The sequence below is a fragment of the Treponema sp. OMZ 805 genome (genome assembly GCF_050937395.1).
In the GTDB taxonomy this organism is placed as follows: Bacteria; Spirochaetota; Spirochaetia; order Treponematales; family Treponemataceae; genus Treponema.
The window spans coordinates 83,293-106,955 of sequence record NZ_JACCLP010000004.1 but is presented as its reverse complement, the minus strand read 5'-3'; the positions used below and the strand labels follow the sequence as shown (position 1 = coordinate 106,955).

The 23,663-nt window shown below is 45.9% G+C and carries 19 protein-coding genes; 11 read left to right on the top strand and 8 right to left on the bottom strand.

Features of this window, described 5'->3' with window-relative positions:
• Nucleotides 1-153: 153 nt before the first annotated feature.
• Nucleotides 154-1,656, bottom strand: coding sequence for a Do family serine endopeptidase (locus HGH47_RS04885; protein ID WP_212565831.1), 1,503 nt, complete (start codon nt 1,654-1,656; stop codon nt 154-156).
• Between the two features lie 690 nt (nt 1,657-2,346).
• Between HGH47_RS04885 and HGH47_RS04880 the strand changes: the two genes are divergently transcribed.
• Both HGH47_RS04880 and HGH47_RS04875 read left to right on the top strand, forming a co-directional pair.
• Nucleotides 2,347-3,348: a methionine ABC transporter ATP-binding protein gene (locus tag HGH47_RS04880; protein WP_212565832.1), complete on the top strand. Its 1,002-nt coding sequence runs from the start codon at nt 2,347-2,349 to the stop codon at nt 3,346-3,348.
• The gene (locus HGH47_RS04875; RefSeq protein ID WP_432910747.1) at nt 3,345-4,007 is read left to right on the top strand and encodes a methionine ABC transporter permease; all 663 of its coding nucleotides are present in this window, start codon (nt 3,345-3,347) and stop codon (nt 4,005-4,007) included. The genes HGH47_RS04880 and HGH47_RS04875 overlap by 4 nt, the downstream gene beginning before the upstream one ends.
• 129 nt (nt 4,008-4,136) lie before the next feature.
• Here the strand turns inward: HGH47_RS04875 and lsrF are convergent, their stop codons facing one another.
• The 5 genes from lsrF to HGH47_RS04850 all read right to left on the bottom strand — a co-directional run bounded on the left by lsrF (nt 4,137) and on the right by HGH47_RS04850 (nt 9,767).
• Nucleotides 4,137-5,021, bottom strand: a complete 885-nt coding sequence (gene lsrF, locus HGH47_RS04870) for a 3-hydroxy-5-phosphonooxypentane-2,4-dione thiolase (RefSeq protein ID WP_432910744.1) — start codon at nt 5,019-5,021, stop codon at nt 4,137-4,139.
• 82 nt (nt 5,022-5,103) lie between these two features.
• Entirely contained in the window at nt 5,104-6,183 is a 1,080-nt protein-coding gene (locus HGH47_RS04865) for a substrate-binding domain-containing protein (protein ID WP_315441810.1), read from the bottom strand.
• A gap of 79 nt (nt 6,184-6,262) precedes the next feature.
• Nucleotides 6,263-7,255 (bottom strand): ABC transporter permease, encoded by a 993-nt coding sequence (locus tag HGH47_RS04860; RefSeq protein WP_044014764.1) that lies wholly within the window; start codon nt 7,253-7,255, stop codon nt 6,263-6,265.
• Nucleotides 7,256-7,259: 4 nt separating this feature from the next.
• Nucleotides 7,260-8,264, bottom strand: a complete 1,005-nt coding sequence (locus tag HGH47_RS04855) for an ABC transporter permease (RefSeq protein WP_432910739.1) — start codon at nt 8,262-8,264, stop codon at nt 7,260-7,262.
• On the bottom strand, nt 8,265-9,767 hold the full coding sequence (locus tag HGH47_RS04850; protein ID WP_432910736.1) for a sugar ABC transporter ATP-binding protein: 1,503 nt from the start codon (nt 9,765-9,767) through the stop codon (nt 8,265-8,267). It abuts the gene before it with no gap.
• A gap of 298 nt (nt 9,768-10,065) precedes the next feature.
• Between HGH47_RS04850 and HGH47_RS04845 the strand changes: the two genes are divergently transcribed.
• The 8 genes from HGH47_RS04845 (at nt 10,066) to HGH47_RS04810 (ending at nt 19,030) form a co-directional block, all read left to right on the top strand.
• Nucleotides 10,066-10,992: a sugar-binding transcriptional regulator gene (locus HGH47_RS04845; RefSeq protein ID WP_432910733.1), complete on the top strand. Its 927-nt coding sequence runs from the start codon at nt 10,066-10,068 to the stop codon at nt 10,990-10,992.
• A gap of 202 nt (nt 10,993-11,194) precedes the next feature.
• Nucleotides 11,195-12,769, top strand: coding sequence for an autoinducer-2 kinase (gene lsrK, locus HGH47_RS04840; RefSeq protein ID WP_432910730.1), 1,575 nt, complete (start codon nt 11,195-11,197; stop codon nt 12,767-12,769).
• An 18-nt stretch (nt 12,770-12,787) separates the two neighbouring features.
• Nucleotides 12,788-13,177, top strand: a complete 390-nt coding sequence (locus HGH47_RS04835) for a cupin domain-containing protein (protein ID WP_253676050.1) — start codon at nt 12,788-12,790, stop codon at nt 13,175-13,177.
• Nucleotides 13,178-13,292: 115 nt separating this feature from the next.
• Nucleotides 13,293-15,068: a hypothetical protein gene (locus HGH47_RS04830; protein ID WP_432910726.1), complete on the top strand. Its 1,776-nt coding sequence runs from the start codon at nt 13,293-13,295 to the stop codon at nt 15,066-15,068.
• A 198-nt stretch (nt 15,069-15,266) separates the two neighbouring features.
• Nucleotides 15,267-16,571 carry an ABC transporter substrate-binding protein gene (locus tag HGH47_RS04825; protein WP_432910860.1) on the top strand — a complete coding sequence of 435 codons (1,305 nt, stop codon included), beginning with the start codon at nt 15,267-15,269 and terminating at the stop codon, nt 16,569-16,571.
• Between the two features lie 169 nt (nt 16,572-16,740).
• Nucleotides 16,741-17,676, top strand: coding sequence for a carbohydrate ABC transporter permease (locus HGH47_RS04820; protein WP_432910723.1), 936 nt, complete (start codon nt 16,741-16,743; stop codon nt 17,674-17,676).
• A gap of 31 nt (nt 17,677-17,707) precedes the next feature.
• Nucleotides 17,708-18,556, top strand: a complete 849-nt coding sequence (locus tag HGH47_RS04815) for a carbohydrate ABC transporter permease (protein WP_432910721.1) — start codon at nt 17,708-17,710, stop codon at nt 18,554-18,556.
• A gap of 351 nt (nt 18,557-18,907) precedes the next feature.
• A complete protein-coding gene (locus HGH47_RS04810) occupies nt 18,908-19,030 on the top strand; it encodes a hypothetical protein (RefSeq protein ID WP_269140249.1) in 123 nt (40 codons plus the stop codon).
• 360 nt (nt 19,031-19,390) lie between these two features.
• On the opposite strand, the gene HGH47_RS04805 is transcribed toward HGH47_RS04810, so the two are convergent.
• Nucleotides 19,391-19,711, bottom strand: coding sequence for a hypothetical protein (locus HGH47_RS04805; protein ID WP_212565844.1), 321 nt, complete (start codon nt 19,709-19,711; stop codon nt 19,391-19,393).
• On the bottom strand, nt 19,657-19,779 hold the full coding sequence (locus HGH47_RS04800; protein ID WP_212565845.1) for a transposase: 123 nt from the start codon (nt 19,777-19,779) through the stop codon (nt 19,657-19,659). The genes HGH47_RS04805 and HGH47_RS04800 overlap by 55 nt, the downstream gene beginning before the upstream one ends.
• Before the next feature lie 331 nt (nt 19,780-20,110).
• Here HGH47_RS04800 and HGH47_RS04795 point away from each other — a divergent pair, with 331 nt between their 5' ends.
• Nucleotides 20,111-23,608, top strand: coding sequence for a UvrD-helicase domain-containing protein (locus tag HGH47_RS04795; RefSeq protein ID WP_432910717.1), 3,498 nt, complete (start codon nt 20,111-20,113; stop codon nt 23,606-23,608).
• Nucleotides 23,609-23,663: the final 55 nt, after the last annotated feature.

Below are 23,663 nucleotides of genomic sequence, written 5' to 3'. Positions count from 1 at the left end.
GATATTTACCAAATATATTACGAGCCAACATCCCCGACGCAGAGCATACGTTGCACAGCAATAAGGGGTTAACCCCTCTGCACGAATAAAAAAAAAGCGCCGATTAATCTTGACGGTTAATCGGCGCTTTTCATTTTCAGCTTTTATCTTAACTTAAAACTTATAGCGTAAAGTCGATAGTGTTTGTCCTTCACGCAGTACATCGAACCACACTTCTTTTTTGATCTTTGATAATTCACGATAGAATTCGCGCATATTGGTTACCGGTACATCATTTACCGCAGTAATAATATCACCTGATTTAAGCCCGATAATAACGGCGGGCGTTTTATTGGTAATGTTGGTTACCAGCACGCCTGTTTGTTTTTTATCAAGCTTTAATTTATCGCGTATTTCATCACTGAGTTCGTAACCGATAAATCCCGGCCATAATTTCGACGAGTCGGTAACGATTTTCTGATCCCGCTCTTCAATCTTTACAGAGAATGTTTGTTCTTTACCATCGCGGATAACCACAAATTCAGCGGTAGTGTTGCTACGAAGATCGCCGACATCGCGGACAAGTTGATCGACGCTCTTAACCTCTTTACCGTTCAGCTTAACGACAAAATCGCCCGGACGGATGCCGCCTTTAAATGCAGGAGACCCTAAGAAGATGTCGATAGCCAAAGCGCCGGTTTTTTCACCGAGCCCCAGAGCTTTCATAACCGTTTCGTCGGCGCTCGTCAGTTGGACACCAACCCATCCATATTTCAATTTACCGTCGGAAATAAGTGAGTCGATTGCTCCTTTGACGTTGTTGATCGGAATGGAAAAACCAAGTCCCTGTGACCCTCCGCTTGATGATGCAATCCATGTGTTAATACCGATAACTTGCCCGTAGATATTGACGAGCGGGCCGCCGGAGTTTCCCTGATTGATGGCGGCATCGGTTTGAATAAAGTCGTTGATGTTATTATTCGGACCGCCCGACCGCCCGACCGCGCTGACCATACCGCGGGTAACCGTCGAAACATACCCGAGCGGAGAACCGACAGCAAAGACAATATCGCCAACCTCTACCGCATCGGAATTTCCCAATTCAGCAATAGCAATATCTTTTTCGGTGGATTCAAATGAAACCAGTGCAATATCTCGTCGCTGATCTCCGCCGACCAGTTTTCCTTCTGCGGTATGTCCGTTATATAACTTGACGATAATCTTTTCAGCCGTACCGGTAACATGCTGATTAGTCAGCACATAATAGGTATTGCCGTTCTTACGAACGATAACACCCGAACCCATCCCTTCTGATTTATATTCTTGCTCGCCGCTATCGTTCCCTTCTGATTTTTCACCGTTATTCTGATTAGGCATTCCAAAAAAGAACCACGGAAAACCGTCTCCCGAAAGGGGATTGCGGACTTTTTTAATTTCCGTAACCGATAGCGTTACTACTGACGGTAAAATTGCCGCCGATACTTGCCGGTTCGCACTTTGCAGCCCTTCCAACAAGGAAATCGTCTCTTTTGTAATTGCTTCCGAATGCTTTGTGTCAGCATATACTGTTGTTGCAGAAGCAGGACTTGCAGAGCAGGATGATACAAAAATCATTACAACCATGCTCAACAGTGCGGTAAATGACAGTACCGTTTGAAATCTTTGTCTTAAATGCATACGTTTACCTCCAACATAAGAACGCCGCGAAAGAATTTTCACAGCCTCTGTAATTTCGCAAATAAAAAATAAAGCCGAGGAAAACTTCTTAAAACTGAAGTTTTGAGAAGTTTTCAATTACTTCTTAAACATATAAAATACTATTATGATACACGTATCGGCTAGAGCAATCGCATTAAAAAATTTTTAGCGATTGTCTTCCTTCTGTGCGAAATTTCATAGGTATAAGGTGAGCGTCTACAATGATGCCTTCATCAACTGATGAACATCCCTGTCCATCAGTTGATAACGAATTTTGGCAAAGCCAAAATATCGCTTCTGCTCTAACCACCGCCGTCCGTGGCGGATGTATTAACCGTCAAGTTTTCTTTCGAAAACTTGCGTATTGATGTGTGCGCTTTTCGCGCACGAATGCAACAGTTTCCAAAATTCATATTTTGTTCAACTGTTGCATTTTAAGGAAATAAAATTTCGTACATTTTTTCAGCAAAGGGGTAAACGCATCAGACGAATAGAATATAGATCGCAAAATCAGGAGGGTGGGCAAGCATTTGAACCGCGAAGAGGTTCAACTCTGCTTGAACAGCCTCCTGATTTTGCGGGGTGATCAACAAAACGTCTGATGTGTTTACCCTGACGCATCGGCAATAATAACTTGACAGAGCTTTTATATTTTGTTTGTATGTACGGATGATACGGTTAGTAAACGTAAACAAACGGTACGGAGAACTTCAAGCGGTGGATAATATCAGCCTTGAAATTCCTTCCAATACGATTTTCGGGATTATCGGAAAAAGCGGCGCGGGAAAATCGACGCTCGTGCGGCTGATAAGCCTTTTGGAACCGGTGGATTCGGGCGAGATTTACTATGGTGACTCCCGCGTAGACACCTTGACAGGCAAGCTCTTACGCAATCAACATAAAAAAATCGGGATGATTTTTCAGAATTTCAATTTATTTGCATCGCGCACGGCTGCGGGCAATATCGCCTATCCGCTTGAAATTGCCGGAATGCCGAAGCGTGCTATCGCAGCAAAAGTGGAAGAAATGCTGAATGTTGTCGGGCTTGAAGGACGCGGCGATGCACGGGTAAGTACCCTATCCGGTGGACAAAAACAGCGGGTGGCTATTGCCCGTGCCTTGGCGGTTTCTCCCGATATCCTCTTTTGCGACGAAGCGACGAGCGCACTTGACCCGCAGACAACACGCTCAATTTTGGAGCTGCTCAAGCGGCTGCAAAAGGATATGAATTTAAGTGTTGTGATGATAACGCATCAGATGGAAGTGGTGCGCGATTGTTGCCAGCAAGTGGCCGTTATCGATAACGGCGCCGTGGCGGAAACGGGTTCCGTGCGTGAAATCTTTTCTGCGCCGAAGTCGGAAGTAACCAAAGACTTCTTAATGCATATCAACCCGCTCAATCCCGAAGACACACAGCTTATCCGATGGTCTAAAAGCGGCGGCGCCTATACGCTCCGGTTCTCCGGTGAACCCACGAGTGAGCCGGTTTTGAGTAAAATTTCCCGCGATTATGGCATTGAATTTAATATCTGTGCAGGCGGTATGCAAAAGGTCGGTGAAACGGTGGTCGGAACCCTCTTTGTCGATATTAACGGTTCACCCGAAGATATGCAAAAAGCGTTTGCTTATCTTAATCAAAACGGCATCAAAGTAGAGGAGACACATCAATGAGTTCATGGTCAACGTTAGTACAGCTTGTGGGAACAGCGACGGCGCAAACGCTCATAATGGTATTCTTTTCTACGCTTTTTTCTTTTATACTCGGAGCGCCGCTCGGCGTGCTGCTATGCATCACTGCGGAGGGGAACCTTATGCCGAGACCGGTGTTGCATCAACTTATCGACCGGGTGGTAAACGTATTACGTTCATTCCCGTTTATTATATTGATGATTTTGCTCTTTCCGTTTTCGCGGCTCATCATCGGTACCAGCATCGGAACCGCCGCAACGGTCGTGCCGCTTTCCATCGCCGCCGCCCCCTTTGTTGCACGGGTTATCGAAAGCGCCTTGCTGGAAATCGACCGCGGTGTTATCCAAGCGGCTCTCGCGATGGGCTCTTCTACGATGGAGATTATCTTTAAAGTGATGATACCGGAAGCGCTGCCGCCCCTCGTTGCAGGTATTACGCTCACTATTATCAACCTTATCGGGTATTCGGCAATGGCAGGTGCAATCGGCGGCGGCGGTCTCGGCGATTTGGCGATACGGTACGGCTATCAGCGGTTCCGCAGCGATATTATGCTGGCGGCGGTCATCGTCATTTTAGTGATGGTAGAGCTTATTCAATTTATCGGCACGAGGATCAGTACGGCGCTTGCAAAACGGCGGTAAGAGATACTTGCTCACTGTCTTTTGTAAAGACTGGGAAGGCCGATTAAACGGTACCGATTAATCGGCCTTCCTACTAAAAAGCTGAGAGAAAGGGCAAACATGTCAGATTCGTTTGCCCTAGTCCAATGCCTATTTTTTATTAATTTGTTCCGTATAGAATTCAAACGCTTCTTTGTCGGTATATTTGTGGTGAACGATTTTTCCGATTGCATCGGCCATTGCTACAGGATGAGCGCTCTGAAAAATATTACGTCCCATATCAAGCCCTCTGGCTCCGTCGCGGATTGCATGATAAGCCAATTCGAGCGCTTCTTTTTCGGGGAGCTTTTTCCCGCCGGCTACTACAATCGGTACCGGACATGCAGCAACGATTTCTTCAAAATCTTCACAATAATACGTTTTTATGATGTTTGCACCGAGTTCGGCAATAATACGTGTTGCAAGTTTAAAATACTGTGCGGTGCGTTCCATATTCTTACCGACTGCGACTACGCCAAGGGTCGGTATGCTATAACGGATTCCCGCATTAATAACCGCAGAAAGATTATCGATGCTTTCCAGCTGACCGTCGCCGCCGATAAAAGTCTGAACTGCAAGACAGTCGGTATTCATCCTTATCGCATCTTCAATATTGACGGCAACAACTTCATGGGTTAAGTCATCCTGTACCATAGAAGAACCGGAAGACACTCTGAGCGCAATAGCTTTTTTGCAATCAGGGCGTACACAGGTGCGCAATGCTCCTCGTGTTGCCATAAGGACATCGACATGATCATTAAGCTGGGGAATTAAAAGGTCGAGCCGTTCGAGTCCCGAAACGGACCCCATAAAATAACCGTGATCAAATGCAAACATCACGGTATTACCGGTTTGAGGATTAAAAATATTCGACAAGTGTTTTTTCATACCCCAGTCGAGATTGCCGGCCCCTTTTACATAAAATGCTCCGTCAACGGCGAAAGGGACATCCGTGTGATAATCGTGAGCTGTTTTTAAACCGTCTAAATCTGCCATACTATCATTCCTATCATTTAAAGTGATAACAGGGAACCTCTAAAAACGGCTGTGTCTTTAAAGGTTCCCCTATAACCTCTATTTAGAAGTTATATTTATCCATGTTTTCTTTTGTGAATACTGCACGTTCCGGAAGCAATACAACACCGGAATTGTTTGCCGTATAAGCTTTCGGATCAAGTACCGTGTTCGGCTGAATAGTTACCTTACCGATGGTAGGAATATCGATTGTGTCGCCGACTTTCATACTGTGTCCTGTTGCTGCCCAGTAGGCGAGGTAACAGGAAATTGCACCTTGAATACCGCAATCCCACAAGCCCCAGCGAGTAAGAATACCTGCACGGCAATAGCCCTTAATCGCATTCGGCGTTGCAAAACCGGTAATAGTTACCTTTTTCTGATTAAGACCAAGGTTTTGTGCGGCTTGACACTGACCGGGAAGAGCGGTTGAGTCGTTACAAATAATTAAGTCGATATCTTTGTGAGCAGACAGAACCGCTTCTCCAACTGTAATTGCACGTTCCGCATCTTGGTTCGAATAGTAGTTATCCGGCGCAACATTAACCCATTTGGGATACTTTTGGCGAATATAAGCTTCGCCTGCGACATGCCATGAATTCTGATCGGTAACAGTTGCCTGAGAATAGTGCCAGCAGTATTTGATAACATCCGTATCGGGATTTTTACCTCTTTCTTTAAGAGAGGTAACGCCCATATCAACAAGCATTTTGCCGAGGATATCGGGGGTTCCCTGAGATGTCATAAGCTGCCGAGCATCGGGATTGGAATCGGAGTCCCATGTCATAACGGCAAGACCGGCCTTGCGCGCTGCTTTCAATGCTTGATCGACACCGGCTGCATCAACGGTCGAAATTGAGATTGCATCGGCACCTTGCTGAATAGCATTGTTAATGATATTAACCTGATTCGCCACTGCTGCATCGGGGCTGCCGTCATACTTTACGGTAAAACCGACCTGCTTTGCCAGTTTTTGAGCGCCTTCATTTGCTACTTCAAAAAAAGCATTGCCGCTGATTTTCGGAATAAATACGACAACAACGTCTTTCTTTGAACCACCAGAGCCCTGATCACTTGAGCCGCCGGCAAATACCGGTACGCCGACCAAGAGCGCTGCCAACATAATCGACATCAGTTTTTTCATTTTTTACCTCCTGATTTTGTCGTCCGTTGTTTTCACCTATAGACATCTTTAAAAGTAGAACTATTAAAGATGTCATCCCCTATCGCTTGCGGAAAATACCGGTGAGATTGCTCGAAAAGCCTTTCCCGGAAAATCCGCGAGATGCAACAATAATGAGCAGTAACATGCCGACCGGTATATCAAGATACTGAGTATTGACTCCTGCCATCGATAAACCGAATCGCATAATTCCAATTACCAGCGCAGAAAGCGCCGTCCCGAAAATACTGCCGCTCCCGCCGGTAATTGCCGTACCGCCGAGTACGACGGCCGTTATAACCGGCAGGGTTAATTCTTTACCAAAGTCCGCCTTTGCGGTACCAAGATATGAGGTAAGTACAATCCCGGCGATTGCCGCACCGGCTCCGGAAAGCGCATACGTCGTCATCTTGATAAATCGCGTATTTACCCCGGAAAATTCGGCTGCATTCGAGTTAATACCGCACAAATACACGGAACGTCCGTAGGCAGTACGGTGCAGAATAATATAGGCAATTATCGCCATAATTAAAAACAATAAAATTTGAGAAGGAATAATTCCAAAAAAACGGAACTGCGTAACTGCTGTAAATGCAGCAGGGAAACCGCTGATACCCTTGTACAATTCAACCTTTGCAATACGGGTAATCGAAACCGCTAAACCGGAATACAAAAACGAACCGCCGAGTGTTACAACCATGGGCGGCACATTGGTATACGCAATAATAAAACCGCTTAACAGTCCGCACAGTATACCTGCAAGAATCGCAAGCAAACAGGCCGCATAGATATTTACACCGCTTTGAAAGAATACGCCCACAACAATCGACGAAAGCCCGACTATTGAACCTGCCTGAATATCCATCCCGCCGGCAATAATAACCATCGTTACAAAAAGCGAGATGATGCAGATTGAAATAAAGTCATTGATTGAACCGAGCAGTACAATCGGACGTAAAAAGCGCGGGTTCAACATACCGAATAAGATAATTTCGCATACAATAACGGCAATCAGCAGTAATTCATTTGTAAAAGCAAACCGTTTCTTTCCCATATAGCTACCTACTCTCCGTTCCGGCTGTCTTTGCTAAGAGGCGCGTTCTCCGCGCCTTTTCAGCCGCATAATGCTGTACCAGTCCGTCTATCGTAACAATCGTAATCAATAAAATACCGGTAATCGTGCTGTCATAATCGGAAGAAAATTTTAAAAATACGAGGATGCGGTCTATCGACGCCATGATGATGGCTCCTATCAGCGCACCGAACAACGAACCTACGCCGCCGGACAGACTGATGCCGCCTAGAACGCAGGCCGCAATCGCTTTCATTTCGTAACCGTTTCCTGCAATCGGCGTAACAAATCCGATGCGGCTTACATAGATACAACCGGCTGCTGCGGCAAAGAACGAACTGAGCACAAAGGAGCTTATCCGCGTACGCTTTACCGGAATACCAACCAGCTCGGCGCCGCCGATATTGTCCCCTACCGCATAAAAATTTCGTCCTACGGCAATACGCCGCAGTAATAGTGAACCGCCGACTGCGATAATGAATGTTGCCAAGTAAATGTAAGTGATACCGCCGACAGTCGCTTGACTGATCGCCTTATACTCAAACGGAATGTTTTCAACCCATTTTCCGCCGGTATAGACATAGATAAGACCGCGGATAACACCGTTCATACCAAGTGTCATAATAATGGAAGGAATACCGAGATATACGAGCCCATAGCCGTTTATGAGACCGCATACGATACCGATTCCGACGGCCGCTAAAATAGCAAGCGTCCACGGACTGCCGTCACGAATTAACGTTGCGCTTACCGCAGCAGTTAACCCCATCACTGCGCCGACTGAAACGTCGATTTCACCGATAATCAGTACAAATGCGATACCGATAGACAAAAGCGCAAATACGACGCTTGAGTTTACCGTCTGCATTAAATTTCGCGTACCGAGAAAATCGGGATTAACGATACCGACAAGAAGAAAAAGTATAACTACTACCGCAAGCGAAAAGAGGCTTCTTGCCTTAACAATCCGCTTAAAGGATATATACTGCATTTATCCAACCATCCCTTTTTCTACACCGAAAGAAGCAGCCATCAGCGCCTGTTCGTTTATTTCATCTTTTGAAAATTCATGATTAATTCTACCGCGGTACATGGTAACCACACGATCGCTCATCGTAATGATTTCTTCCATATCGGAACTGATCAGTAAGATAGCTACGCCTGTTTTTTTAAGCTCTTTGATAATCGCGTACACATCGCTGCGAGCTCCCGCATCAACACCACGTGTCGGTTCGTCAAGAATAACAAGGTGCGGATTTGTAGAAAAACATCTTCCGATAATCACTTTTTGCTGATTACCGCCGGAAAGAGAACCCATTATCTGGCCGTCGCCGGTAACTTTAATATGAAATTCATCGATGTATTTTTTTGCAAGCGATTTTTCCTGCACGGTATTGATAAGCATTCGCTTTAATGTTGTAAGTCTTATGGAAGTAATATTATTACGCACCGTTGTCAATTTAAAAATCCCGTTTAAAAACCGGTCTTCGGGAAGATAATTGATCCCCTTTGCAATGATCCGCTTAGTCTTCAACCCCGTAATATCTTCTCCGTTTAAATACACTTTTCCGCTCAGCACCTTATCGCGGCCGTAAAGTGTCGTTGCGAGCTCCGTTTTACCGGCTCCTACGACACCGGTCATACCGAGAACTTCTCCGGGATAGACATCAAGATTGACATCGGCAAAACCGTAGCCGCTGAGATTTTTAAGTGAAAGTACCGGCTCTTTTTTTTCGACTTCCGTCGTCTCAATCGTTTTTTCTTCGAGCATTTTTTCGACACTTTCCGGTGCAAGCCCTTTTAACAACATATCGTATGTAAAGTCTTTGGTGTCGCCGTCCATCGTAATAGTACCATCTATCAAAAGCGCAATGCGGTTTGCTATAGCAAATACTTCATTTAAACGATGTGTTATATAAATGACGCCGACTTTCTTTTTTTTCAATTCGGCGATAATGTTAAAAAGGGAGTTAACCTCTTCAAACGTAAGTGAAGAAGTCGGTTCGTCAAAAAACATGATACGCGCCTCACGCATCAGACCCCGTAAAATTTCTACCAACTGCTGTTCCGCAATCGAGAGCGTACGCGCTGTTCTATCAAAATCGAGTTTCCAGCCGAGCTGCTGCATAATATCCATAAGACGCTTATGAAGCTCCTTCTTTTTACCGGGAATCCCCATCAAAATATTTTCTTCAAGCGTCATATTTGAAAAAAGCATCGGCTCCTGCGGTATAAGATATACTCCTGCGTGCAGCGAGGCCGACGGGCTTCCATAATGAATAGGCTTCCCGTCTACAAGGATATCACCGCTTTCCGGTCTGTTTATTCCCATAATAGTCTTTACCAGCGTGCTTTTACCGGCACCGTTACCTCCGATAAGGGCAAGGATGTCTCCCGGGTAGACATTAAGGTCAACGCCTTTAAGTACGGCATTGGAACCGAAAGATTTATAGATTTTCTTTACCGACAGCAACGGCGCTGCGTTTTCATCCATAGGTTGTTTCCTCTCTCGCTCAAGAGTAAAAATTAAAGAACTTTTGTTCTTGATGTGAACATTTATCAATAAATTAAGTATAAGACGAAAAAAACGATTTGTCAAATGTATATTTGATAAAATAGCAAAATTTCAGCGAGATAGGAATTTCTTGCTGTTTTAAAGTTTTATCAATTAACTTATGAAGAAAACGAATATTTAGTCCTAATAATCTGTTAGTTAAATCTTGTTTTTTTAGATCTAATGTGATAATATGTTCATAGTGTGATATTTTGTTCGTTTGGGAGAAAAAAATACAATGGCGGATGATTGGGAAAAAGAGCTTATCGTACGTATTGCATGGTATTATTACATACAAAAGAAAACGCAAAAAGAAATAGCTGATATGCTCGGTGTTTCCCGTATGCGTGTTATCAGATTGCTTGAAAAGGCTGAACGGGAAAACGTTGTGCAAATCAGCATTCATAACGATTTTAGAGGCAGGTTGAAAACTGAGCAAGAGCTGATCGATATCTACCGGCTTGATGATGCCTTTGTAATCCCTTCCGATGAACGCCATACCTCCGAAACGCTTAACGATGCGGTTGCGAAGGCAGCTGCCATGTACATCGACGAACACTTTTCCGACACACCCATCATCAATATCGGATATGGTGATACGACCGGACGATTTATGAACTATTTTTCACAAATTTCAAAAAAGAAACCGACGTATATCTCGCTCACCGGTGGAGTCAGTATTTATCTGCTCAACACACAGCTCTCTGCCGGAAATGCATCACTCTACCTTATTCCGGCTCCTTTCGTTGCATCGACAAAAGAAATTGTTGACGCAATAAAAAAGGAAACGGCCGTTATTGAAATTTCGCGGATGCACCCGACGGCAAGCTGTTCGGTTATCGGCATCGGCGGTATGGATGATAATGCGACTGTTATTAAGTCCGGTATCATACAAAAAAACGATTTCGATTTTCTCAAAATGCGCGGCGCTGCGGGTGATGTGCTTGCTCATTTTTTTGACGAAAACGGAACTTTTATTCCGGTATCTACCGAAGAACGCCTTATCACGTATTCACCGGAAGCATTAAAGAAACTACACAATGTCATTGCCGTTGCTGCAGGAACGGTTAAACGCACCGCAATCAGAGCGGCGCTTCGGGGACAGTACCCGAATATTCTCATAACGGATGAAGCAACCGCAGAGTGGCTTATCGAAAATAAGTAAAGGAAGGCAAACGCATCAGACTTTTTTTAGCAGTCCCGCAGAATAAGAGTCTGTTCAACCAGAGTTGAACCACTTCGCGGTTCAAATGGTCGACGAGCCTCTTATTCTGCGAATATGTTCTACTCGCCTCTGATGCGTTTGCCTTTATTCTGAAAAAATTGTGGGAAATTTTAGATAAAATTTCCCACAAAAGGAAGGTTCTATGAGTGAAAAGTATTTGATGGCTATAGATGCCGGTACGGGGAGCGTTCGCGCTGTCATTTTTGATGTAAAAGGAAATCAAATCGAATGCGTGCAGCAAGAATGGGAACATCTTGAAGATCCGAAATATCCCGGGAGTATGAACTTCGATTGGGAAAAAAATTGGGACTATGCGCGCCGCTGTATCGCCGGAGTAATGGAAAAATCACACATCAACAACGCCGACATCGTTGCCGTTTCGACAACTTGTATGCGCGAAGGGATTATCTTATACGATAAGACAGGAAAAGAAATCTGGGCTTGTGCAAATGTCGATGCGCGTAGTACCGACGAAGTGGTACAGCTTAAAAAAAAGTCGCTCTCCCTTGAACATGAACTCTACCTTGAGACCGGACAAACGTATTCGCTCAGTGCGTTGCCGCGTATCCTTTGGGTAAAAAATAATTTGCCGGAAGTATATGAGAACATTGCTTCTCTCGGTATGTTTAACGACTGGCTCATTTATAAAATGAGCGGGAAACTGGTTGTGGAACCGAGTAACGGCTCTACAAGCGGGCTTTTTTCATTGACAAAGCGGACATGGGATAAAACGATTCCAGATCGTTGCGGTCTTAAAAGCGATATCTTCCCGCCGGTACAGGAATGCGGTACGCTCGTTTCCCACGTCAGCAAAGAGGGCGCTAAAGAAACCGGATTGAAAGAAGGAACCCCTATTATTGTCGGCGGCGGAGATGCTCAGCTCGGCACAATCGGAGTTGGCGTAACGGAAGCTAACGAAGCAGCTGTTTTCGGCGGGACATTTTGGCAATATGAATATAACACCGCAAGCGGAAGCATATCGGACGACTGCGATATACGGGTGAACTGCCATGTACAGCCGAACCTTTGGCAGTATGAAGCGCTTGCATTTAAGCCCGGCCTTATGATGCGCTGGTACCGCGACGGATTTTGTACCGAAGAACAAAAAGAAGCTGCCGCGCAAGGTAAAGATGTCTATGCGCTGATGGATGAACGCGCCGAAAAAATCCCGGTCGGTTCGAACGGTATGTTCTGCACATTCAGCGATGTTATGAATTTTTCCGCATGGCGCCATGCAGCCCCTACGTTTACGAACTTCACCTTTGAAGCGGAGCTGTTCAATAAGTACACCTTTTACCGTTCCATCCTCGAAAGCACTGCGCTGATCACTTACGGCCATATGCAGCTGGTTGCATCAAAAGGCGGCGGACTGCCGTCCGCGGTAACGTTCGGCGGCGGAGCTGCGAAGAGCCGGTTATGGGCGCAAATCGTATGCGATGCACTCGGTGTTCCATTGCGCATACCGGTCGTAAAAGAAGCAACCGCGCTTGGGGCGGCAATGCTTGCGGCGACAGGTGTCGGTATATACGGCAGTATAAAAGAAGCGGCAGCGATGATGGTGAAAATCGAAACGACACTACAGCCGAATATGGAACATCATAAAAAATACATGGAAATGTATAAAATATGGCGGAATATATACGATGCCCAACTCGATTTGAGCGATCGCGGCATCACGCAGTACATGTGGGCTGCGCCGGGCATTACCGGAAAATAGAAATAATAGGAGAATAATATGTTTATAGTAGATGAAAAAGATAAAGAGTATCGTTTTCAGGATCACGGGCCGAAGTATTTGATGAAAGGGCCTCGAATGAATTTTGCGATAGTCCAGTTCCAACCGGGACAGGATTTCAGAGCGCATTATCACGACATAATGGAAGAAAATTTTTACATCCTTGAAGGTGAGGTAGATATTGTTGTCGATAACGTCGTACACCATCTGACAAAGGGGCAATTCATCCATATTGAACCTAAGGAAGTTCATTATGTTATCAATCGATCAAATGCCGTGATGCGCATGGTATCGACGCTTGCCCCCTATCAAGACAACGACAAAATTGAAGTGGATAATCCGGTCATTGATTCGTGCGGAGGGTTTAATACCCCGACGCTTGCGTCGTAACAAAGGGTATTAAAGCCGACTGCAACCACCTTATGAGAACAACAACCCCGACGCTTGCGTCGGGGTTGTTGATTGAAGAATTTGAAATTAGAAAATTTTTATGGAGGAGGTATATATGAATAAGTGGAAGAAACAGGGAATCCGACTGATATTTACAGTGGCATTCATCGCAATTCTTGCATCTTGCGTATCGACTCGCGCTACAGTACTGACTGATCGTGTTCGTGTCATTCGAAATCAGGAAGACATGAACGCACTGCTTGGTTTTAACGGCGGGTGGTCAGCAAACAGTACCATCGGTTTTTTGAACGGTGATATCCGCGAATGGAAAGCAGCCGATACGGGTTTGCCGTTTGACGGTGTCGTCATCGAACGCGGTGCAGACGTCAAAGTGTGCGTACCCGGCAAAGTTATATCTTACGGACAAAAAACACTTTTCGTTCCGGCAGGAAAATTTATTAAAGTAAAATCGGGCGCAAAGCTTCAAATATGGAGCGGAAAAACCGTCAATGATTTCGATACATTTCATTTTATCGTCGGCGGTACCGGAACGAGTAATCCTGAAGTGTCGCAAAAAGCAAATGATGCGGCAGCGACAAGTGTTTTAAACGATACGTTCAATCATGCGATCGATGTCGATAAGGGTGGTACGCTCATACTTGGTTCAAACAACGCCAACGCAAATGATTCAGCAGTTCTCTGGCTCGCAGACGGCAGATCCGTCGGAGCCGATGGGAATCCGAGTCCGTACGCGGGTTCAATCCGCATTGACGGTGATCTCCAAATTTCATGCGGTGCCGGTGCAGGCGTTGCCAAAATCCGCACGGTACGAAATCTCAGAGGCGGCGGTTCGACGTTGATAGGGCGAGGTAGATTGTACATTCACGGATTAAATAAAATACACGGGAACGCAATCTTTGCAATCAACGAATTCGACCGCGGAGAATATTCCGACGGTATGGATTGGATCGATGAACCGTTTATTAAACTCGGTACGATTGAAATCGTTGCAGAAGGAATCGAAGGAATTTACAATCCCGATGGTACTGTCGACGGAAGCCCCGGCTACAGAAACAACGCGACGGCAGGCTTTTACTATGTCGCTCCAAGTGGTACAATCGATGTCGATCATATGATCGTAAAATGCAACAATAAGGGAACGACAGCGGACGCAACCGTTGCATTAGCGAATTTTAATACCGCACGCGGCATCCTCGGCGGTAAAGTAACGGAGACAGGACCGAAAGCTCGCTTTGGCAATGTATATGTCTACAATGCAGCCGAAAAAGACAAAGATGGTCCGCTTTCGGCGATATACACCGTGCAGGGTGTTTTCGAAGCGACTGTCGACGGTAAGGTAAAAGTGGAATGTCCGAACGGAGGAGCCGCTGCAATCGTCGCAACAGGGCACAACCGATGGACAGGTGCGGAAAAAACAATTTCGAGGATGGGTTCGGTAGAAGCAACTGCAAAAGGAAAAAACGCATTTTTTCAAAGTGCAGCCTTTGATGGCTTCGGCACCTATGTAAAAGGTGATGTCAAAATCAGCGGATACAATGACGGAAAAATTGCTCCGTTTATCGGCGCGGTACCGCCGGGGCCCGATATGGGAAAAGGCGGCAAGCCCGGTATTGCTCCTGAGGCAGAAGACGTACGCAATGAACAGTTTATCGTTCAAGGTGGTATCGTCGATATAGGCGGAAAAGTATCGGTTGAAAATACGAATAAAAATTTCTACGTTCTCGTAAGCAACGAAAAAGGCGCGACGACGACGGTAGGTTCCCTATCAATCAACGGAACGCCTATTAGTGCAAATGAAAATGCATCGTCAATCGGAGTAACGGGGCAATCTCGCTTTATAAACGAAGGTACATTTACGATTAAACAGTAATCCGCGTATAGAACGAATACTTTAACGCTAACGGCCGTGCATAACGCGCGGCCGTTTTTTTTATTCGTGCGGTATCTCTTTTTTCCAATGTCTTGTTTTTCCAATTGACCTTTCAGCGATAGTGTGAGAAAATAAAAAAGATGTTCTCAACGTAACAAATAAAATCTACAGATGAGGGCAAGAAGGAGTATGAAACCTATGTTAAAAAAATTGGTTAGCATTCTGTCTGCAGGGCTGATGATTGCGGCTCTTATGTCGTGTGCGCAGGAAAAAAAGGAAGAGGGGCCTATCACGCTTCATTATTGGACGCATGAAGATCCCGCCCGTACCGAGCTTGAAACAAAGCTTATCGCCGAATTTGAAAAGGATAACCCGAATATCAAAGTCGAGCGGACGACGCAGGGCGCTGCAAAGCTGATCGAACTGGTACAGACTGCGTTTGCAGCTAATCAGGGGCCTGATATTTTCAATTTATCTATCGAAGATGAATATTCATACATTGCGAATGGCAGAGTTGCTCCGGTCGATCCCAAAGCCGCCGGTTATGCCGATCAGGCTGCGATCTATGATAGCTATTTGCCGGAAATTCTCAATGCCGTAACGAAAGACGGAAAAGTATACGGTTTGCCGCTTGAAATTACCAACTGGTGTATCTATATCAATAAGAAAATTTTCCGCGATGCCGGTTTGGATCCCGAAAAAGATTATCCCAAAACATGGGAGGATATGGTTGCCGTTTCCGAAAAATTGGTTATCCGCGACGGCGATATCTTGGTACGCAGAGGGTTCGATTTCCGCTATCCGTATTATCTTGTTGCCTTTGTTCCGATGGTGGAACAGCTCGGTGGTCAGCTGATCAGCGATGATGGAAAAACAGCGATTGTCGGTGATGAAGCATGGATCAAATTCCTTACCTTTATGCGTGATTGGGGTCCCTCCGGAAAGAACCTCGGCTCTCCTACCTACAAGAGCGCACGTAACCTGTTCAACAAAGACAATAACGACATTGCAATGGCAACGACCGGTTTATACCAGCAGGGACGGATCCGCAAGGATAATCCCGACTTCTATAATAGCGGTGAGTGGATGGTTGTGCCGTTCCCTCAATTTAAAGACGCAGTTAAAGAAGTTCCCGCTTGCTATTACGGACATTTCTTAATGGTGAACAACGATATTTCCAAGGCGAAGCAGCAGGCTGCATGGAAGCTCATCGGCTTTTTACTCAAGCACGGGGAAGATTATCTGCGGGAAGGCGGTAACATTATCCAGCCCACCAAGGCCCTGCTCGAATCTCAGACGCTTAAAGATATGCCGTATTCCGATGTATTTATCAACGATATGAACAAAGGACACATGGTATACTACGGAGCGAACAGTGCTGAGCTGCAAACGGCAATCCGCTCGGCAGTTGAGTCGGTTATGCTGTCCGGCGTAGCTCCCGAAAAAGCACTTGAGTCTTTGCGAGCAACAGCACAAGAAATTCTTGACGAAGAAAACAAATAGTTAAAACACTCATTAACAGCCTCTAAAAACCGGTGTTTTTAGAGGCTGTTTCATTCGGTTTAATACCCGCCGTTCCTCAACCGTCATGGATGGCGGTTGTTCCACGCAGTAACAAAGGGTATTAAAGCCGACTGCAACCACCTTATTCATCGGTAAAGGAAAAGCGGTTATGTCTAACTCAAAAAAAAGCGGCGGTATCGAAAAAAAAATCGCACGGTGGGGCGTTATCTTTGTTACTCCGGCAGTGTTGTTTTTTACTGTATTCAGTTTTTATCCTATTATAAATGCATTCATCGAAAGCTTTTTCGATAAGCGCGTACTCAGCAATGTTCCCCCTAAGTTTGTAGGGCTGCAAAATTATTTCTATATTTTTGACGCTTCTCGATACGATAATCCGATGTCATTCTTAAATTCACTGCGTGCAACAGTTGTCTTTACATTGGGAACATTTATACCGCTTGTGATATTAAGTCTCTTGTTTGCGGTGCTTATCAGCTCATTGCAGCGGAACAGTTTAAAAAAAGTTTTTCAGATAGCGTATTACACGCCTGCTATCCTTTCATCGGTTGTCGCTGCGGCTATTTGGCTGCTTATTTTTGATCCTCGCGGACTGGGAAATTACTGGATTAATAAACTGCTTTCCACGCCCGGCGTTGACCATCAATGGTTGCTAAACAGTACGATGCTTCAACTTTCTACAATGATTGTATATTTTTGGAAATATATCGGATACTTCGTTATTCTTTTTATTACCGGCCTTTCAACCATCCCTCCGGTGGTATACGAAGCGGCTTTAATCGACGGTGCAAATAGATTCCAAGTCTTTTGGTCTATTACGCTGCCGCTCCTCAAACCGACGGTTGTATTGGTTTCAATTATGGCGATGCTGCAGTGTTTAAAAACGTTCAGCACCCAATATCTTTTTACCCAGAACGGAGCGTCGCTCGGGCCGATTAACGTTATCACGTTGAATATCTATCAGACCGGTATTAAGCTGCAGCGGATCGGCCGTGCAAGCGCGATGAGTATCGTGTTATTTTTAATGATGCTCCTTTTAACATGGCTGCAATTCCGCTCGTCAAAACCCGACGAGACGGATTATTAAAAGAGCGCCGTAAGACGCATAGGAGTTAACTATGAAACAATCTATGACGACGGGAGCGCTTTCGGTTATTAAACTGGTATTATTGCTGGCGCTTGCAGCCTTTACCGTAATGCCGCTGGTATTTATGTTGACCGCTTCATTTATGTCGGGAAAAGAGATTATGCAGATGCCGTATAAATGGATACCCGACAGCTGGCGGTATGTCAACTTCATAACGGCAATTAAAGGCAATGACGGCAATTACATTTACGTTCGGAATATTATCAACTCGTTTATCGTGGCAATTAGCGTATCATTTACCACGGTTCTCCTCGCATCCATCACCGGTTACGGACTGGCGAAATTCAGATTCCGTGGACGCAACCTCATCTTTATGCTGATTATGGCAACGATGATGATTCCGTTTGAGGCTATTATGATACCGCTGTACATGATTGCGACTAAGCTGCATATTCAAAACACCTACACGGGGCTGATACTGCCCTTTATGGTGAGCGCTTTCGGTATTTTTATGATGCGACAATACCTTATTACCTTTCCGAATGAGTTTTTGGATGCAGCGCGTGTGGACGGTATGCATGAGTTTTCCATCTATTCGCATATCGTACTGCCGAATTGTAAACCCGTTATCGCGACGCTCGCAATCCTTTCGTTTAGGACGCAGTGGGATAACCTGCTGTGGCCACTGTTGGTTTCCCAGTCCGATACGATGAAAACCATCCCGCAGTATATCACCTCGTTCACGGCAGAACGGAGCACCGACGAAGGTGCAATGATGGCCGCTGCCGTTATTGCCAGCATCCCGATGATGTTGATATTCTTCGGACTTTCCAAATATTTTATTGGGGGGTCGGTTGTATACGAATCCCGCAAAGGCTAACCACCTTTTGAAATATACGGGGCATCTACTTCGTTGCTGCGCACAAATTAATCCTCAACGTATCAAAGATACGCCTGCGGTTAATTTGTGCTCGCGCCTCGTACCTGCCCCGTCTATTTTCAAAAGGCTTACGGCAAAAGCTTTTCAGAACCGCCAAGGATGGCGGGGGTATGAAGCAGAAACGAATTTAGACGTAAGGCTAAATTCGTAGCTAACGAATGTACATGGACGTACATTCGTTAGCGTGCCTGCGGGTGTTATTCGCTCTGCGCCTTGTATCCGGTACCACTATTTTCAAAAGCGCTGGAAAGGCGGCACATCTGCGCCAAAACTATACATCCGTGTATAGTTTTGGCGCGAGTTTCGGCAGAAGCCGAAACATCGCTTCCGGTTATCACGAGCGGCATCCGTGCCGCTACTGACAATCCTCAACGTATCAGTACCGCCATGGACGGCGGTGGTTGTGAGCAGTAGCAAGTTTTTCGTTAGAAAAACTTGTCGTTAAAAAACGTACACGGATGTACGTTTTTTAACAGTCTATTTCAAAAGGCTTACGGAAAGGGGCATCTACTGTGCCACTATTTTCAAAAGCGCTGGAGATACGACGCATCTACGGCGTTGCTCGTTCAGCGAAGTACGTCCGTGTACTTCGCTGAACACAAGTTTGACCAGTGTCAAACTTGTTTCTGCTTAATACGCGCGGCATCCGTGCCGCTGTTGAGCGATGTACGTCCGAGTATATCGCTCAACGACAGGGGCTGTCCCAAAAGTTTTGTTTTATTACCAATTGTATAGTCCCTGCTTCACAGAACTAACTGTATTTTTCTTTTCGCGTCAGTAACTCTTTCTCAAGTGCTTTCTTCGCTTTCTCCGGTTTTTTTTAACCGTCTTTGCTTTTTTTTCACTGTTTTCTGCCAACGCTTCAAGCTTGTCGTTTATCTTTTGCGCAACCACTTTGATCTCTTCACTCGTAACCGTTGCTCCTTCTCCAAGCTCCTGTAAATCTTTATCTCCATATATCTCATTTTCTTGTTCGGCAATCGTGTTAATTTCTTTTATCAACTCTTTTACTTTCTCATCAAGTTTCTTTTCGTACTTTTCTACCGAGCCTTTCCACACAAACGTATATTTATTCGCTGCACTTTTTCTCGGCATTGCTTGGCAATCTGCCGCGACGAATAGCAACCGGTAAGGTAGCAGTATATCAATACTTTTAACAGCATCTGCGGCACCGCCATGAGTCGGTGATAACCTTACTATATAATTGACAGAATATACCGCATATCCTACACTGACTCCATAAGCTTCTCACAGATATAGATTCAATTTATTTAATGAGTGATTGAGGATTATGGAATGCTTAATTAAGAATAGTGGCGTGCCGGTTTACGCATTCGCGAAAACCGTCGGGCTTTCCGCTTGTAGCTTTTTGCCATTACTGAAAAGTTCCGGGCAGTGTTATTACGTTTCGCTTCATAAACTGCTGCTGCTTAAACCAACGGCAAAAAAACTATCGCTGCAATCCCTCACGCAAAGAACACACGGGCAGAAACCATGATAGACATTTGCAAAGATTTAAACGAACATCAAAAACAGGCGGTAAAAACGGATGAAAATGCCGTTGTGGCGGCGGGCGCCGGTTCGGGCAAGACAAAGGTGCTGGCAAGCCGCTATGTGTACCTGATTACCGAAAAAAACTATCAGGTTGAAAATATCCTTGCCCTCACCTTTACGGACAAGGCGGCGGCGGAAATGCACCGGCGTATTTATCGGGAGCTGCAAAAGATGTATGCGGGAACCGATGATGCGGTACAGCGGAACCGCGCCGGCGCTGCATTGGATTCTTTTTTTAAGGCGCAAATTATGACTATCGATGCATTCTGTCATAAGATTGCCGTAACCGCATGCCGACGCTTCGGTATCAGTCCGGATTTCACTATCGATCTTACCGAATCGAAACGGCTCGCCTATAACCTTTCGCTGGATTTTTTCCTTGAACACCGCGCGGACACAAACCTGCAATATCTACTCGGCGATAAACCGATTACCGATTTTATCAACGACTTCTTTGTCAAAATATTAAACGATTACGTTACGGTCTCCCGCCCGATTGATTTTTCTGAGGCCTTGCAGAATCAGCTGACCGCTGCCGAACCATTATTTACCGGCTATCGCAAACAAGCCGAACGCATTCTCGGAGATATTGCCGCTCATCTTGAAGGAAACGATAACTACATCAGCGCAGTAAAAGAAGCATACGTGCAACTCCCTGAATTCCCGCTTACGCTGCAAGACCCGCAGAGCCCTGTCTTTCTTGAACGGCTGAAAGCGATTTGCAGCGTTAAAAAAACGATGGGTTCAAAAAAGGATGAGGACGTAAAAGCGTGCAAGGCGCTCTGCGGTGAACTGAGCGGAAGCTCCGGCCGCTTGCAAAGTCTGTATCATTTTTATGCACACAAAGAGCAGATGCAAAAGATATACGCGCTTTGCAGTATTTTGCAGGAACGGTTCATTGCCGAAAAAAAGCGGAGGAGCATACTGCATTTCGGCGACATTGCTCAGCTTGCCGTTGACGCGCTCATCACCGATCCCGACTTGCGGCTCTTTTATAAAAAACAAACCCATCGAATTATGATCGATGAATTTCAAGATAATAACAGCCTTCAGCGCGACCTCTTGTTTCTGCTTGCGGAAAAAGAAGAACGTACCGACCAATCGATACCGAAGCCGGATGAGCTGGTGCCGGATAAACTTTTCTTTGTCGGGGACGAAAAACAATCGATCTATGCGTTTCGGGGCGCCGATGTTTCGGTGTTCCGCACGCTGTCACAGGACTTACGGCAAGGAGGCGGTTCCGCTTCTATTAACTTGCAAACAAATTACCGCACTGAACCGGAACTGCTCAACTTTTTTAACAGCATATTTATGCGGGTCTTTTATTCGGAAACCAATCGACCCCTTATCGGCACCGTGCCTGCGTTTGAAGCGGAATTTATTCCCATCCTCAGCAGAGAGGCGGTTCCCCATTTAGCGCCTCAGACGGATATTTTATTTATCGACAAAAAACGCTTTCCGAAGGGCGCCGACACCGATACCGCTTTTCTCAAACCGATTGAATGCGAGGCGTATACACTTGCGCAAAAAATAGCCGCGCTCCATGACGAACACTACCTTGTATACGATGACGCCTCACAGTCTACCCGTCCCTGTACATGGTCGGATTTTGCCGTGCTGCTGCGCGCTTCGACGCATCAAGCAGTCTACGAACGGTTTTTCCGTGCATTTAAAATCCCGTACATTTCCGTACAGCAAAAAGGATTGTTCCACGACGCGCCGCTCAACGATATCTGCGCCTTGCTCCGCCTAGCGGTGTACCCGCATGACAGAGCCGTGTATGCCCAAGTACTCCGCTCGCCGTTTGTCCACCTCAGCGACCGCTCTTTTACCCGATTGATGCTGCACAGCCTTGAGCATGCCCCCCAACCTTTTACTCCCTCCGCTGCCGAAGAACTGGATACGGAAGACCGGCAGTATTTCTTAAATGCCTGCGCCCTTTTTGAGCGGCTCCAAGGCTCTATCAAAAAAAAGAGTAATGCCGAATTGATTACCGCACTGTGGTATGACGAAGGGTACCGGTACATATTGCTTACGGAGCCGCGCTACCACCGCTATCTGGAACTATACGACTACCTGTTTGCGCTTGCGGTAAAAGCGGATGCCACGGGGCAGAGTCTTTCGGCTTTTATCGACACACTGATTTCGTATATTCACGCGGAAGAGCGGGTCGAAGATATGGAAATTCCGCTCGAACACGGCGGCGACGCGGTTAAAATTATGACGGTACATAAGAGCAAGGGCTTGGAGTTCCCGATTGTCTGTATTCCCGACTGCGGCAATGCGGGAAAGTCTGAAAAAAAGGAAGGCATGGTCTTTTTGCACAAGGATTTAGGGCCGGTTATCCATTTGCCGCCGGAAACAAAAAACGATCCTTCCGTCAATATCTTTTTTGAGGAACTGCGGCAGGAAGCGAATGCTAAACACCTCGCCGAAACAAAGCGGCTCCTTTACGTCGCCGTTACGCGGGCTAAGGTTCGGCTGCTGATGAGCGGTGTGCAGGAAACCGACGGCGATATTGAGGAACTATCGGAAACGCCCCGAACTTTGGACGAAATCCGCCAACAGCTTGTACAACCTCAGAAGGAAGAAAATAACCGAAGTTTTTTTCAGCTCTTATTACCGGCGCTATCCGGAGATATCAACTGCGTACATTTTACGGAAGTGTTACCGCTCCCCGCCTCGACCGTACAGTACACCGCAGAAGACCGGCAGCACTTCAATCTTGATAAAACCCGTGCCCTATACCGACAGGCTGCGGAAAAAAACTTTCCACTTGCGGAACCGCGCGTCATACCGGCAACTCAATTTGAAAAAGACCGGCAGTGGCTCCGGTTAAGCGAAGCACCGCTTGCAATGCTTCAAAGTAAGGAAGCGCAAAGTATGGAATATTCACAAACGATGGCTCAATCTAAAACTATGAAACATACCGAATTAAATGAACATATCGAGCAGGGCGACAATACCGGTGAAAAGGACGGCGATGAGCTTTCCTCCACCGAGTTCGGAACCTTGGTGCACAAAGCGATGGAAGCCCGCTTTTTAGACCGCCCGTGTACACTGCCTGCAAAGTACGCCCGGGAAGTGGAAAAACTGTGCACCGCTTTTCTTTCTTCTCCGCTGGGACAAAAGGCGGCAGAGGCTTCATTCAGAAAGACCGAATACGGCTTTTTAACCCTCTACGAAGGGAAGCTCGTCATAGGGCAAATCGATTTGCTTTTTGAATACGAAGATACCGCGTATATCATCGATTATAAAACCGATCAAAAAATCTATCCTGAACAACATCGAAGGCAGCTTTTAATCTACAAAGCTGCCGTAGAAAATTTTTATAAAATGGAAGGGTTCGGTCAAGCCCCCGGCGGACAACAGTCGCCCAAATCGGTTAAAGCCTATATTTTCTATCTCCGCAGCAAGACCGCCGTAGAGGTAGTGTAGGGCTAGCATCCGTCTTGTTATTATAATAAAAGCAAGACGACAGAAGCGTAATGCA